At 69.8% G+C, this 14,236-nt stretch carries 11 protein-coding genes, 1 tRNA gene and 1 pseudogene; 7 read left to right on the plus strand and 6 right to left on the minus strand.

Going from position 1 to position 14,236, the window contains the following annotated elements:
- Positions 1 to 9 precede the first annotated feature (9 nt).
- Positions 10 to 522, plus strand: a complete 513-nt coding sequence (gene pal / locus KF708C_RS06555) for a peptidoglycan-associated lipoprotein Pal (RefSeq protein ID WP_029044163.1) — start codon at positions 10 to 12, stop codon at positions 520 to 522.
- A gap of 18 nt (positions 523 to 540) precedes the next feature.
- Positions 541 to 1,299, plus strand: a complete 759-nt coding sequence (gene ybgF, locus KF708C_RS06560; RefSeq protein WP_029044162.1) for a tol-pal system protein YbgF — start codon at positions 541 to 543, stop codon at positions 1,297 to 1,299.
- A 91-nt stretch (positions 1,300 to 1,390) separates the two neighbouring features.
- Here the strand turns inward: ybgF and KF708C_RS06565 are convergent, their stop codons facing one another.
- The 3 genes from KF708C_RS06565 to leuC form a co-directional block, all read right to left on the minus strand.
- Positions 1,391 to 2,737, minus strand: coding sequence for an MFS transporter (locus KF708C_RS06565; RefSeq protein WP_020205611.1), 1,347 nt, complete (start codon positions 2,735 to 2,737; stop codon positions 1,391 to 1,393).
- A gap of 64 nt (positions 2,738 to 2,801) precedes the next feature.
- The gene (gene leuD / locus KF708C_RS06570) at positions 2,802 to 3,458 is read right to left on the minus strand and encodes a 3-isopropylmalate dehydratase small subunit (protein WP_059411254.1); all 657 of its coding nucleotides are present in this window, start codon (positions 3,456 to 3,458) and stop codon (positions 2,802 to 2,804) included.
- Between the two features lie 13 nt (positions 3,459 to 3,471).
- Positions 3,472 to 4,884 carry a 3-isopropylmalate dehydratase large subunit gene (leuC, locus tag KF708C_RS06575; RefSeq protein ID WP_059411255.1) on the minus strand — a complete coding sequence of 471 codons (1,413 nt, stop codon included), beginning with the start codon at positions 4,882 to 4,884 and terminating at the stop codon, positions 3,472 to 3,474.
- Positions 4,885 to 5,105: 221 nt separating this feature from the next.
- Here leuC and KF708C_RS06580 point away from each other — a divergent pair, with 221 nt between their 5' ends.
- From KF708C_RS06580 to mgtA, 5 genes and pseudogenes are all read left to right on the plus strand, one after another.
- Positions 5,106 to 5,984: a LysR family transcriptional regulator gene (locus tag KF708C_RS06580; RefSeq protein ID WP_059411256.1), complete on the plus strand. Its 879-nt coding sequence runs from the start codon at positions 5,106 to 5,108 to the stop codon at positions 5,982 to 5,984.
- Between the two features lie 109 nt (positions 5,985 to 6,093).
- Positions 6,094 to 6,777, plus strand: coding sequence for a 7-cyano-7-deazaguanine synthase QueC (queC, locus tag KF708C_RS06585; protein WP_020205607.1), 684 nt, complete (start codon positions 6,094 to 6,096; stop codon positions 6,775 to 6,777).
- A gap of 143 nt (positions 6,778 to 6,920) precedes the next feature.
- Complete coding sequence (locus tag KF708C_RS06590; RefSeq protein ID WP_020205606.1) at positions 6,921 to 8,036, plus strand: YeeE/YedE family protein; 1,116 nt, start codon at positions 6,921 to 6,923, stop codon at positions 8,034 to 8,036.
- A 71-nt stretch (positions 8,037 to 8,107) separates the two neighbouring features.
- Positions 8,108 to 8,183: transfer RNA gene (locus KF708C_RS06595), tRNA-Lys, on the plus strand.
- A 425-nt stretch (positions 8,184 to 8,608) separates the two neighbouring features.
- Positions 8,609 to 11,116: pseudogene (gene mgtA / locus KF708C_RS06600) on the plus strand (magnesium-translocating P-type ATPase); the annotation flags it as partial.
- Here mgtA and KF708C_RS06605 read toward each other — a convergent pair.
- The 3 genes from KF708C_RS06605 to KF708C_RS06615 form a co-directional block, all read right to left on the minus strand.
- Entirely contained in the window at positions 11,069 to 12,436 is a 1,368-nt protein-coding gene (locus tag KF708C_RS06605) for an MFS transporter (protein ID WP_231586394.1), read from the minus strand. The pseudogene mgtA and the gene KF708C_RS06605 sit on opposite strands and share 48 nt — an antisense overlap.
- A gap of 138 nt (positions 12,437 to 12,574) precedes the next feature.
- Positions 12,575 to 13,651 (minus strand): ACR3 family arsenite efflux transporter, encoded by a 1,077-nt coding sequence (gene arsB / locus KF708C_RS06610; protein WP_059411258.1) that lies wholly within the window; start codon positions 13,649 to 13,651, stop codon positions 12,575 to 12,577.
- A gap of 3 nt (positions 13,652 to 13,654) precedes the next feature.
- On the minus strand, positions 13,655 to 14,149 hold the full coding sequence (locus KF708C_RS06615) for an arsenate reductase ArsC (protein ID WP_059411259.1): 495 nt from the start codon (positions 14,147 to 14,149) through the stop codon (positions 13,655 to 13,657).
- Positions 14,150 to 14,236: the final 87 nt, after the last annotated feature.

Consider the following 14,236-nt stretch of genomic DNA (forward strand, 5'->3'; position numbering starts at 1 on the left):
TATCAAGCCATGACCCAAATGATGACCAAGACCCTTGCCGTCGCCGCCCTGCTGGCGCTCGGCGCCTGCAGCTCCGGCGTCAAGCTGGACGACACCGCCAACGCCGGCGCCGGCAAGGGCGGCACGGCGACGGACGCCCGCGCCGTGGCGCCGGTGGACGTCTCGCGCGATCCGCTCAACGACCCGAACAGCCCGCTGGCCAAGCGCAGCGTGTACTTCGACTTCGACAGCTACAGCGTCAAGTCGGACTACCAGGGCCTGCTGTCGGAGCACGCCAAGTACCTGGCCAGCAACAAGGGCCGCCGCATCCTGATCCAGGGCAACACCGACGAACGCGGCACCAGCGAGTACAACCTGGCGCTGGGCCAGAAGCGCGCCGAGGCCGTGCGCCGCTCGCTGTCCTCGCTGGGCGTGCCCGACACCCAGATGGAAGCCGTCAGCCTGGGCAAGGAAAAGCCCAAGGCCACCGGCCATGACGAAGCCGCCTGGGCGGAGAACCGCCGCGCGGACATCACGTACTAATCTGCGCACAGGCACCTCATGAACGCACGCGTCTCCAAACTGGTATTGCTCACTGCGATGTCCTGCGCCGGCCTGCTGCCGGTCGCGCAGGCACGGGCCGGCGTATTCGACGATGACGAGGCGCGCCGCGCCATCGTCACCATGCGCGATCAGTTCAACGGCTTCCAGGCAACCGCATCGCAGCGCATCGACCAGAACAGCCGCGCCCAGCTGGACATGCAGAACCAGCTCGAAGGCCTGCGCCAGGAAGTGGCGCGGCTGCGCGGCCAGAACGAGATGCTGCAGAACGAGGTGGCCACGCTGCAGAAGCAGCAGAAGGACTACTACGCGGACCTCGATGCGCGCCTGAAGAAATTCGAGCCGCAGCAGGTCACCGTGGACGGCCGCGAGGGCTTGTCGCAGCCTGGCGAGAAGACCGAGTACGACGCCGCGCTCAAGCAGTTCCAGACCGGCGACTTCAAGGGCGCCGGCGGCGTCTTCTCGGGCTTCATCAAGAAGTACCCGCAGAGCCCGTACGTGCCGCTGGCGCAGTTCTGGCTCGGCAACTCGCTGTACGCGCAGCGCGACTACCGTGGCTCCACCACGGTGCTGCAGAACATGGTGCAGGCGTACCCGGACCACCCCAAGGTGCCCGATGCGCTGATCGCCATCGCCAACAACCAGCTCGAGTCCGGCCAGAAGGCCGCGGCCCGCAAGACCCTGGAGCAGGTGGTGTCGAAATACCCCGGCACCGAGGGCGCGCAGGCGGCCAGCAACCGGCTCAAGACGCTGAAGTAAGCGGGCGCGAAACGACGAAAGGCCGCCAGTGGCGACACTGGCGGCCTTTTTCTTTTGCCCGCGGCACGCCTTGCGCGCGCGGGCGCCGCGCTTATTCCGGCAGGTCCTGGCCCTTGGTTTCCGGCAGGAACCAGGGCAGCACCATGCCCAGCACGTAGACCGAGCCGAAGATCAGCGCGGCCTGCGCCACGCCGCCGAACGACTTAATCAGCGTGCCCGACAGGATCGGGAAGAACCACGCGATCAGGCGCGCCGAGTTGAACACGAAGCTGACCGAGGTGGAGCGCACCGAGGCGGTGAACAGCTCGGCCGGGTAGATCGCCAGCCAGGCGAACGCGCAGCCCAGCGTGAAGAAGCCGTTGATGGGCGCGACGATCTGCATCTGCTGCACGGTGCCGACCCAGGCGTAGGCCATGACCGTGGTCAGCAGCGAGCCGGCGAACGTGAGGAACAGGAACCAGCGCCGGCCCATCGCGTCGATGAGGAAGCCCGAGGCCACGTAGGCCACGATCGCGCCGATGGTGTAGGTGATGTTGACCGAGGAGATCCAGCGCTGCGGGTTCTCGACGTGGGCGGCGGCGGCCAGCGCCCCGGTGTAGACCGGCAGCCAGCTCGAGACGGCCCACCAGCCGACGATGGTGACGATCGACAGCGCCGTGGTCAGCGCGATGCGGCGCGCGGCTTCGGGCTCGCGGAAGATCTGGGTCAGCGTGAAGGGGCGCTTGCCCGCGTCGCCGGCCTGCGCGGCGCTGCCCTCGGTGGCGCCCCAGCGCTTGTTGCGCACGGCCTCGATCCACTTCTCCGACTCGTCCACGCCGCGGCGCATGTAGAGCACGAAGAACGCCGGCAGCGCGCCGACCACGAACATCACGCGCCAGTTGTCGGCGCCGAACGGGTTGAACTCGCCCAGGAAGTACCAGATCACCGCGGCGATCAGCGTGCCCCAGCCGAAGCCCGACTGCAGGAAGCCCGCGCCCTTGGAGCGCGCCTCGCGCGGCCAGGTCTCGGCCACCAGCGCGATGCCGGTGCTCCATTCGCTGCCCATCGCCAGGCCCGTCACGAAGCGCAACGCGCTCAACTGCCAGACGTCCTGGACCAGCGCGGTGAAGCCGGTCAGCACCGCGTACAGGAAGACCGACCACATCATCATGCGCTTGCGGCCGACGTAGTCCGCCATGGTGCCGCCGATCAGCCCGCCGATGCCCCAGCCCAGCAGCGTGATGCCGATGACCACGCCGCTGTAGATGGAGCGCGAGCCCAGTTGCTCGGGCGTGAGCACCGACTGCATCAGCGAGGGCAGGATCACGATCAGCGCCAGCGCCTCGTAGCCGTCGAAGATCCAGCCCATGAAGGCGCCGTTGAGCGTGCGCCAGTGCTTGGCCGTGAGGTTGGCGCGCCACGAGACGCGCGGCGCGGTGAGGGTGGTGTCGGTCTGCATGGGGATCTCCTGCAATCGTTGTAGTTTGGATGTCGAAGTGGGATGTCTCGGGGGACGGGATGCTTCAGGGCGGCGCGCCGGCGCCGCCCGCGAGCCACGGCTCCAGCGCCAGCCGCTCGCGCTCGAAGGTCCCGATCGCGGCGGCGTGGCGCAGGGTGTCGCCGATCTCGTCCAGGCCGTCGAGCAGCATGGCCTTGTTGAACGGGTTGATGTCGAACGCATGGGCGGTGCCGTCCGGCTCGCGCACGGCCTGCGACGGCAGGTCGATGGCGAGGCGGTAGCCGGGGCGCGCCTGCACGGCGGCGAACAGCGCGTCCACCGCCGCCTCGGGCAGCACGATCGGCAACAGCCCGTTCTTGAGGCAGTTGCCGCGGAAGATCTCGGCGAAGCTCGGCGCCACCAGCGCGCGGATGCCCCATTCGGCCAGCGCCCACACCGCGTGCTCGCGGCTGGACCCGCAGCCGAAGTTGGCGCGCCCCAGCAGGATGCCGGCGCCCTGGTAGCGTGGCTGGTTCAGCGCGAAGCCGGGCACCGGGCGGCGCCGCGCGCAGTCGTCGCCGGGCTCGGCCGCGTCGAGGTAGCGCCATTCGTCGAACAGGTACGGCCCGAAGCCGGTGCGCCCGATCATTTTCATGTACTGCTTGGGCAGGATCGCGTCGGTGTCGACGCTGGGGCGGTCCACGGGGACGACGAGCGCGTCGAGGAAGGTGAAGGGCTGCATGGGTGCGGCGGGCCTAGCGGAAAGTGGAAACGTCGACGAAATGGCCGGCGATGGCGGCGGCCGCGGCCATCGCCGGGCTGACCAGATGGGTGCGGCCGCCGCGTCCCTGGCGGCCTTCGAAATTGCGGTTCGAGGTCGAGGCGCAGCGCTCGCCGGGGCTGAGGCGGTCTGCGTTCATGCCCAGGCACATCGAGCAGCCCGGCTCGCGCCATTCGAAGCCGGCGGCGCGGAACACCGCGTCGAGTCCCTCCTGCTCGGCCTGGCGCTTGACCAGCCCCGAGCCCGGCACCACCAGCGCCTGCACGATGCGCCCGGCCACCCTGCGGCCGCGCACCACCTGGGCCGCGGCGCGCAGGTCCTCGATGCGCGCGTTGGTGCACGAGCCGATGAACACCTTGTCCAGCGCGATGTCGCGGATCGCCGTGCCGGGCGCCAGGTCCATGTAGGCCAGCGCGTTGCGCAGGCCGGCGCGCCGCACCGGATCGGCCTCGCGCTCGGGGTCGGGCACCGCGCCGTCGACCGCGCAGGTCATGCCGGGCGTGGTGCCCCACGTGACCTGGGGCCGGATCCCGGCCGCGTCGAGCGTCACCTCGCGGTCGAAGGCCGCGCAGGGGTCGCTGGCGAGCGTGCGCCAGTAGGCCTCGGCCGCGTCCCACTGCGCGCCCCTGGGCGCGTGCGGGCGCCCGCGCAGGTATTGCAGCGTGGTGTCGTCGACGGCCACCATGCCGCAGCGCGCGCCGGCCTCGATGGTCAGGTTGCACAGCGTCATGCGGGCTTCCATGCTCATCGCCCGCACCGCGCTGCCGCAGAATTCCAGCGCGTAGCCGGTGCCGAAGTCGGTGCCGAAGCGGCCGATGAAGGCCAGCGCCGCATCCTTGGCGGTGACGCCGGCGCCGAGCTCGCCCTCGATCGCCACGCGCATGGTTTTCATGCGCGGCAGGCGCAGGCACTGCGTGGCCAGCACGTGCTCGATGTCGGAGGTGCCGACGCCGAAGGCCAGCACCGCGAAGGCGCCGTGCGTGCTGGTGTGCGAATCGCCGCAGATCAGCGTGGTGCCGGGCAGCGTCATGCCCTGCTCGGGCGCGACCACGTGCAGGATGCCCTGGCGGGCGTCGTTGAGCGGGTATTCGGTCAGGCCGAACGCGCGGCAATTGGCCTGCAGCGCCTGCACCTGCGCGCGCGCCACGGGGTCGGCGATGGCGGCGATGCCCTGGCTGCGGTCCGTGGTCGGCACGTTGTGGTCCGACATGGCCAGCACCGACGCGGGGCGGCGCGGCGCGCGCCCGGCCAGGCGCAGCCCGTCGAAGGCCTGCGGGCTGGTGACTTCGTTGACGAGATGGCGGTCGATGTAGAGCAGCGTGGTGCCGTCGTCGTTTTCGCGGACGGCATGGCGGCGCCAGAGTTTTTCGAACAAGGTCTGAGGCATCGCGGATCGGCAAGTGAGCATTGGGCGGACGCAGCCCCGCAGGCCTGTGCTAGGATCTGCGGCCAGGTCGCCCGACATGACACGGGCCCAGCGCAGGCAGGCTTCGTGCGGCGGTCGAGGAGGGCATGCTAGCGTCCGCGCCGGCGCGCCGCTATTTCTTTTTCGACAATTCAGCCATCGCGGCATGAGATGGCTGGCCCGCATCCGCCACGGAGGATCCCATGCGCTTCGACGTCGAATCCCTGCGGGTCTTCGCCGCGGTGGTGGAGCAGGGCAGCATCGCGGCCGCGGCTCAGGCCACCCACATCGTCGCCTCGGCGGTCAGCCGCCGCATCTCCGACCTGGAAAGCGACGCCGGCACGCCGCTGTTCGAGCGCCACAGCCGCGGCGTGCGGCCCACGCCGGCCGGCCAGACGCTGTACCGCCACGCGCGGCGCATCTTCGAGCAGTTCCAGCAGGCCGAGGGCGAGCTCGACGAATACACCAAGGGCGTGCGCGGCCACGTGCGCATGTCGGTCAATTTCACGGCGATGGTGCACCACCTGCCGCAGGCGCTGCACCGCTTCCTGTCGGCCAACAGCGCCATCAAGATCGACCTGATCGAGAAGACCAGCGACGTGATCGTGCGCATGGTGGAAAGCGGCACGGTGGACTTCGGCATCTGCGCGCTGACCACGCCGCCGGAGCGCCTGTCGACGCTGCCGTACCGCGTCGACCGGCTGTTCTTCATCGTGCCCGAGCACCACCGCTACGCCGGCCGCGCGAGCCTGCGCTTCGAGGAAGTGCTGGACGAGGACTTCGTCGGCATGCAGGACGGCGCGTCGATCCACACGCTGTGCCAGCGCGCCGCCTCCGCCTGCGGCCGGCGCCTGAAGCTGCGCATCCAGGTGACCAATTTCGAGGCGGTGCGCAACATGGTGGCGGTCGGCCTGGGCATCGGGCTGCTGCCCGAGGTCGGCATCCCGGAGCGCATGCCGGGGCTGGTGAAGGTCGCGCTGGACGAGCCCTGGGCCGAGCGCGAGCTGAAGATCGTGTTCCGCGACTTCGACGAACTGCCGGCGGCGGCCAGGCTGCTGATCGGGCAGCTGGCCTCGCCCTGACGCGCGCCGCCTGCCCGCATCGGCGGTCTTCCGCCATGCTCGCGCTAAAATGCGGGATTCGCCCCGATTTTCCGCGCGCCGCCGCCAGGCGCCGCGCCCCCCCGCCATCATGAAAAAACGCGCTATCGTCCTGCTCTCCGGCGGCCTGGACTCCGCCACCGTCCTGGCCATGGCCAACGCACAGGGCTTCGAGACCTATGCCCTGTCGATGCGCTACGGCCAGCGCCACTCCTCCGAGCTGGACGCGGCCAGGCGCGTGGCCGCCGCGCTCGGCGCCGCGCGCCACGAGATCATCGACCTGGACCTGCGCCGCTTCGGCGGCTCGGCGCTGACCGACGACAGCCTCGACGTGCCCACCGACGGCGCCGTGGGCGGCATCCCTGTCACCTACGTGCCGGCGCGCAACACCATCATGCTGTCGCTCGCGCTGGGCTGGGCCGAGGCCGTGGGCGGGCGCGACCTGTTCTTCGGCGCCAACGCGGTCGACTACTCCGGCTACCCGGACTGCCGCCCCGAGTACGTCTCGGCCTACGAGACGCTGGCCAACCTCGCCACCAAGGCCGGCGTGGAAGGCGAGCGCATCCGCGTGCACGCGCCCATCATCGACATGACCAAGGGCGAGATCATCCGCGCCGGCGTCCGGCTCGGCGTGGACTACGGCATGACCGTGTCGTGCTACCAGGCCGACGACGACGGCCGCGCCTGCGGCGTGTGCGATTCCTGCCGCATCCGCCGCGCCGGCTTCGAGGCCGCCGGCGTGCCCGATCCGACCCGCTACCAGGGCGCGGCCTGAAGGCGACCTGAAGGCGGCCTGAAGGCAACCCGAAGGCGGCCGGCAGCGCCGCGCCGCCGCGCGCGGCGCCCGCCGGCACCGCTTTGCTTTCCTTACCCGATCCGACCCGTTTCCACCGTTGCGCTTCCCCCCGCCGGACATCCATGCCCGAAATCGACCTCGCCGCGCTCAGCCGCATCGTGCTGGCCAGCACCTTCCTCCTGACCTTCCTGTTCGGCGCGGTACTGCAGCGCACGCACTTCTGCACGATGGGCGCGGTGTCCGACGTCGTCAACATGGGCGACTGGAACCGCATGCGCATGTGGGGGCTGGCCATCGGCGTGGCCATGATCGGCACCGCCGCGCTGGCCGCCGCCGGCCTCATCGATCCCACCAAGACCATCTACGCCGCCAGCAAGCTGGGCTGGCTCTCCGCGCTGGTCGGCGGGCTGATGTTCGGCTTCGGCATGGTGCTGGCCTCGGGCTGCGGCAGCAAGACACTGGTGCGCATCGGCGCGGGCAACCTGAAATCGCTGGTGGTGTTCGTGTTCCTCGGCCTGTCGGCCTACATGACGCTGCGCGGCCTGTTCGGCGTGATCCGCGTCAACACCGTCGACACGGTAGCGCTCACGCTGCCCACCACGCAGGACCTGCCGTCCGTGCTCGCGCATGCCAGCGGCATCGCGCGGCCCGCGCTGCAGCTCGGCCTGGCGCTGGTGCTGGGCGGCGCGCTGGTGGCCTGGGCGCTGGCCGGGCGCGGCTTTCGCACCTTCGACAACCTGCTCGGCGGCTTCGCCGTGGGCCTCGTCATCGTGGCGATGTGGTACGTGTCGGGCCACCTCGGCTACGTCGCCGAAGACCCCAACACGCTCGAAGAACTGTTCGTCGGCACCAACAGCGGCCGCATGGAAAGCCTGAGCTTCGTCGCGCCGTATGCCTACACGCTCGACTGGCTGATGATGTTCAGCGACAAGAGCAAGGTGCTGACCATCGGCATCGTCAGCGTGTTCGGCGTGGTGGCCGGGGCCGCCGCCTGCGCGCTGGCCACGCGCACGTTCCGCTGGGAAGGCTTCGGCAATGCCGAGGACGTCGGCAACCACATGGTGGGCGGCATCCTGATGGGCGCCGGCGGCGTGACCGCGCTGGGCTGCACCATCGGGCAGGGTCTGTCGGGCGTGTCGACGCTGGCGATCGGCTCGTTCATCGCGCTGGCCGGCATCCTGGCCGGCGCCGTGCTGGGTTTCCGCTACCAGATATGGCGCCTTGAGCGCATGGCCTAGCACAGCCGCCGGGCGCCCGAAGGTTGACATTGAAGCCATGATCTCCCTATAATCGCGGCTTCTGTTTTTCCGGGTCGTTAGCTCAGTCGGTAGAGCAGCGGACTTTTAATCCGTTGGTCGCGTGTTCGAGTCACGCACGACCCACCAGCGATTCAGGCACCTAGCCCACTCCACGGAGTGGGCTTTTTGCTATCTGCGGTTCGTGCAGGCGTCATCAAGGTTGTCATGGGATGATCTTGTTGCCCGTGCATAGTGGCGAAACGGCTATTGGCTGGTAAGGACTGCGGGCTGGTTCTTGCATGGCCACGTCGCTTGGCGAGACGCCGGCATGCGTGGCGCCCAGGCATCGCAGGCGCCGGCCCGGAATGCGCTTGCCGGATGCGCCACGCGGGCAATACCTGTGCGCTCAGGCGTGAGCGGCAGCGGGAACGGTGAAAGGGGTCATGAGCATGATGGCGCGGACAATCGAACGTCTTGGCCGGCGGCTTCGCCTGCTGCCCCGCAAGCCGGGCGCGCACGAGCCGCGCGGCGCGAGGCCGCCGGGCCCGCCGGGGGCGGCCACCTCCGGCGGCATGCACGAGGCGCTGCTGCGCGCGGCCCGCACGCCGCTTGCCGAGCTGCTGCGGCAACTGGCCGCCAGCCCGGACGGGCTGAGCGAGGCCGAGGCCGCGCAGCGCCTGCAGCGCTGCGGCCCCAACCAGGCCGAGCGCGAGCGCTCCCGCCCGGCGGCGGTCGATCTTCTGCTCAAGTTGTTCAATCCGCTCAACGTGCTGCTGCTGACGCTGGCGGTGGTATCGGCCAGCATCCGCAACTACGACGCCTCGGCGGTGATTGCCGTGATGGTGCTGCTGAGCGTGGGCCTGGCCACCGTCCAGGAGCGCCGTTCCGGGCGCGCCGCGGCGGCGCTGCGCGCGATGGTGCATACCACTGCGGCGACGCAGCGCCGGGCAACCCCGGCCGATCCTCCCGCCACGCGCGAATTGCCGATCGGCGAGCTGGTGCCGGGCGACATCGTCCACCTGGCCGCGGGCGACCTCGTGCCCGCGGATGCCAGGGTGCTGGCATCGAAGGACCTCTTCGTCAACCAGGCGCCCCTGACCGGGGAGTCGCTGCCGGTGGAGAAATTCGCCCGCGACGGCGCCAGCGGCACCGACCCGTGCGCGCTGGAGAACATCGTGCTGATGGGCACGGCGGTGGTCAGCGGCAGCGCGAGCGTGGTGGTGGTGTTCACGGGGCCGCGTGCCATGTTCGGCGGCATCGCCCGCTCGCTTGCCGAGGAGGCGCCGGCCACGGTGTTCGAGCAGGGCCTGCAGCGCTTTGCGCGGATGATGATCGTTCTCATCGCGATACTGGCGCCGCTGGTGTTCCTGATCAACGGGCTGACCAAGGGCGACTGGCTGGAGGCGCTGCTGTTCGCGGTGGCGGTGGCCGTGGGGCTGACCCCGGAGATGCTGCCGATGCTGGTGACCGTCAACCTGGCCAAGGGCGCGCTGGTCATGTCCGGGCGCAAGGTGATCGTGAAACACTTGAGCGCGATCCAGAACCTGGGCGCGATGGACGTGCTGTGCACCGACAAGACCGGCACCTTGACGCAGGACCGCATCATCCTGAAGAAGCACGTGGACCTGGCCGGGCAGGAAACCGCGCGCGTGCTCGAGTTCGCCTACCTGAACAGCTTCCACCAGTCCGGCCTGCACAACCTGCTGGACAAGGCGGTCCTGCTCCATGAGGAAGTGGGGGAGGCGCTGCGCAAGGCCGGCGAGTACCGCAAGATCGACGAGGTGCCGTTCGATTTCGAGCGGCGCCGCATGTCGGTCGTGGTGGAGGGGCCGCAGGGCAGGCTGCTGGTGTGCAAGGGCGCGGTGGAGGAGGTCTACGCCGCCTGCGCCAGCGCCGAGCTCGCGGGCGAGGCGGTGGCGCTGGACGACTCGCACCGCCACGCGCTGATGGCGGTGTGCAACGCGCTCAATGCCGACGGCTTCCGCGTCATCGCGATCGCCTACAAGGCCTTGCCGCCGGCGCCGGACACGCATCCGTACTCGGTGGCGGACGAAGCCGGGCTGATCCTGCTCGGCTACATCGCGTTCATCGATCCGCCGAAGGAAAGCGCGGCGCCCGCGCTGGAAGCGCTGCGTCGTGGCGGCGTCGAGGTCAAGGTCCTGACCGGCGACAGTCCGGTGATCGCGTGCAAGATCTGCCGCGAGGTGGGCCTCGACGTCGGGCGGCCGGTGCTCGGCGCCGAACTCGACGGCATGTCGCCGCAGGCGCTCGGCGAGCTGGCCGAGCGCACGGTGCTGTTCGCCAAGCTGACGCCGGCCCACAAGGCGGCCGTCGTCAAGGCCCTGCGGGCGCGCGGCCGGGTGGTCGGCGTGCTTGGCGACGGCATCAACGACGCCCCGGCGCTGAAGGCCGCGGACGTCGGCATCTCGGTGGACACCGGCGCGGACATCGCCAAGGAGTCGGCCAGCATCATCCTGCTGGAAAAGAGCCTGATGGTGCTGCACGACGGCGTCATCGAGGGCCGCAAGGTCTTCGTCAACCTGCTCAAGTACCTGCGCATGGGCGCGAGCTCCAACTTCGGCAACATGTTCAGCGTGCTCGGCGCGAGCGCGTGGCTGCCATTCCTGCCGATGGCGCCGATCCAGGTCCTGACCAACAACCTGCTCTACGACTTCTCGCAGACCGCGCTGCCCACCGACAACGTCGACGAGGCCGCCATCAGCCGTCCGCGCCGCTGGGAGATCGGCAAGCTGGGCCGCTATATCCTCTGCATCGGCCCGATCAGCTCGCTGTTCGACTACATCACCTTCGCCGCGCTCTACTGGGTGCTGGGAGCCAGCACGCCCGCGCAGCAGAACCTGTTCCAGACCGGCTGGTTCCTCGAGTCGCTGCTGTCCCAGACCCTGATCGTCCACGTCATCCGCACGCGGCGGATTCCCTTCCTGCAAAGCCGGGGCAGCCCCGCGCTGATCGCCACTACGCTCGCCATCTGCGTGGCCGGCGTCTGGCTGCCCTATTCGCCGCTGGCGCCGTCACTGGGACTGGTGCCGCCGCCGGGCGTGTTCTGGGGGCTGCTGGTACCGATCCTCTGCGGCTACTGCTTCCTCACCTATGCCCTGCGCGGCTGGCTGGTCCAGCGGCTTTCCATCGACTGATCCCGGCCGGCCTGGACGATGCCGGCGGGCGTGCGCGGACGACAGCGGCACCGCGTCGGCGGCGGGCACTTCGACCTGCCGGATGGCCATCAGCATGGCGATCGCCGCGACGCCGAGGCCCGACGTCAGCCACAGCGCATTGACGCCGAAAGCATCCAGGCACATGCCGAACAGCCACGGCGCGAGCGCCTGCGCGACGCGGGCCGGCACCATCAGGACGCCTTGCCTGTATCCATACCCGCCGGGGCCGAAGATCACCAGCGGCAGCGTGCCCTTGGCGATCGTCAGGATGCCGTTGCCCGCGCCATGCAGTACGCCGAACAGCGCCGCCGCCGGGGCGCCGATCACGCCGAACGCGAGCGCGCCGACGGGGTGGAGCGCGGCGGCGATGCGCGCGGAGAGCAGCGGATGGACCTTGCGCAGCAGGCCGAACTCCAGCAGCCGCGCCGCCACCTGCGCCGGGCCGATCAGCGCGCCGACCATGACGGCGGTGGCCAGCGTCGCGCCGCCGGCCTGCAGCACGCGCGGCAGGTGGGCCGCCATCGCCGTGCTGGTGAACCACGTCGCGGCGAACACGAAGGCCAGCGACATGGAGGCCAGCCGCTGCGCGGGCGTCTCGCGGGGCGCCGGGGGTGCGCTGGCGCCGGCATTGCCCGGCGCCGTAGCGGCGGCGCCGGCGGCCATGCCGCGCGGCAGGCTCAGGTTCAGGGCCAGCCCCAGCGTCAGGTGAAGGGCCGCCCAGGCGAAGCAGGCGCCGCGCCAGCCGATATGCGACTCCATGAACGTCGACAGCGGCCAGCCGACCGTGCTGGCGAACCCGGCGATCAGCGTCACGCCGGTGATGGCATTGCGCGAGCGATTGCCGTAGACGGCGACCAGCGTGGCGAATGCCGCCTCGTACAGGCCGGCGCCCATGCCGATGCCGAGCACCAGCCACGCCGCGAACAGCCCGGTTGCCCCGTGGGTGAGGCCCAGTCCGGCCAGCCCGATGGCGAACACGATGCTGGTGGCCGCCAGCACCGGCCGGCCGCCCGCGCGGTCGATCATCCTGCCGGCGGACGGCCCGAGCAGCGCCGAGACAATGAGCGCCGCGCTGAACGCGGCGAAGATCGTCGGCGTCGACACGCCGAGATCGTGCGCCATCGGCGTGGCGAGCATGGCCGGCAGATAGTACGTCGACCCCCACGCCAGCGTCTGTGCAATTCCCAGCCTGGCGATCATGCCGCCACCCGGCTCCCTGGCCATACCGTTCCTTGGATGATGATTCGACTTCGCCGCGGTCGGTGTCGCCGACGCGGGCGTCCTGCTCATGGCTCATGGCGCATGGCCGCCGCGGCGAGTGCCGGCGCCGCTTCGGCAGACCGTGACGGACATGATGTTCTCTCAGTTGGCCCTGGCCTCGTACCATGCCTGCGAGCGGTTGACGATGCCGACGACGAGCAGCATCACGGGCACCTCGATCAGCACGCCGACCACGGTCGCCAGCGCGGCGCCCGACTGGAAGCCGAAGAGGCTGATCGCGGTGGCCACGGCGAGCTCGAAGAAGTTGCTCGCGCCGATCAGGCTGGACGGGCCCGCCACGCAATGCGCGACGCCGAGCCTGCGGTTCAGCAGGTAGGCCAGCCCCGAGTTGAAGAAGACCTGGATGAGGATGGGTACCGCCAGCAGCGCGATCACGAGCGGCTGCTCGATGATTGCCCGGCCCTGGAACGCGAACAGCAGCACCAGCGTCAGCAGCAGCGCGGCAATGGAGTAGGGCCCCAGGCGCTGCGCGACCCGCTGGAAATGCGCCGCGCCGCGGGTCAGCAGCAGCTTGCGCAGCAGTTGTGAGATGACGACCGGCACGACGATGTACAGCCCGACCGAGGTCAGCAGCGTGTCCCACGGCACCGTGATCGACGACAGGCCGAGCAGCAGCGCGACCACCGGGGCGAATGCGACGACCATGATGGCATCGTTCAACGCCACCTGCGACAGCGTGAAATAGGGGTCGCCCTTGCACAACTGGCTCCAGACGAAGACCATCGCCGTGCAAGGCGCGGCCGCCAGCAGAATGAGGCCGGCCACGTAGCTGTCGAGCTGGTCCGCCGGAAGCAGCGGCGCGAACAGGTGGCGGACGAAGATCCAGCCCAGCAGGGCCATCGAGAACGGCTTGACCGCCCAGTTGATGAACAAGGTCACGCCGATGCCCCGCCAGTGCGACCTGACCTGGCCGAGCGCGCCGAAATCGATCTTCAGCAGCATGGGAACGATCATGACCCAGATCAGGAATCCCACGGGAAGGTTGACCTGGGCGTACTCCATGCGCCCGATGGCATGGAAGACCTCCGGCAGGGCCTGCCCCAGCGCGATGCCGACGACGATGCAAAGCGCAACCCAGACGGTCAGGTAGCGCTCGAAGAAGCCGATGGCCGGTTTGGCCGAAACCGGCCCGGTGGCGGCGACGTGCGGACTGCTCATGGTTCAGCTCCCCGCGAGACGCTGCAGGGTCTCCTGCAGTTCGGCATCGCTCATCTCGTCGATCGGCAGCAGCAGCAACTGCAGCATCCGGTAGGCGATGGCCTGCCGGGTCAGCTCGAAGGCGAGCCGCTTCTTGTCGTCTCCGCCTTCGGTGTTCGACGGATCGGGGTAGCCCCAGTGCACCTTGACCGGGCCGCCCGGCCAGTACGGGCACGCCTCCTCGGCCGCACTGTCGCAGACCGTAATGACGATGCGCATCCGGGGCGCGTCTGCCGCGACGAACTCGTCCCAGTTCTTGCTGCGGAAGTTGCCCGTGTCGACGCCGGCATTGCGCAGCACCTCGATCGCGAACGGGTTGATGCGGCCGCTGGGCGAGCTGCCGGCGCTGTAGGCATGCACGTCCCGGCCGAACTGCCTTGCCAGGTGATTGAGCATGCCTTCGCTCAGAACGCTGCGGGCGGAGTTGTGGGTACAGAGAATCAGGACGTTTGTGGTCATGGCAGGGGCGAGAGTGAGCGCGGTGCGGCCGGCGGCGGTCAGCTTTTGCCGATGTCGCGTGCGGCCTTCCGCGGCGCGCCCGCAGCG

This window comes from Cupriavidus basilensis (assembly GCF_000876015.1).
Classification (GTDB): domain Bacteria; phylum Pseudomonadota; class Gammaproteobacteria; order Burkholderiales; family Burkholderiaceae; genus Cupriavidus; species Cupriavidus basilensis_B.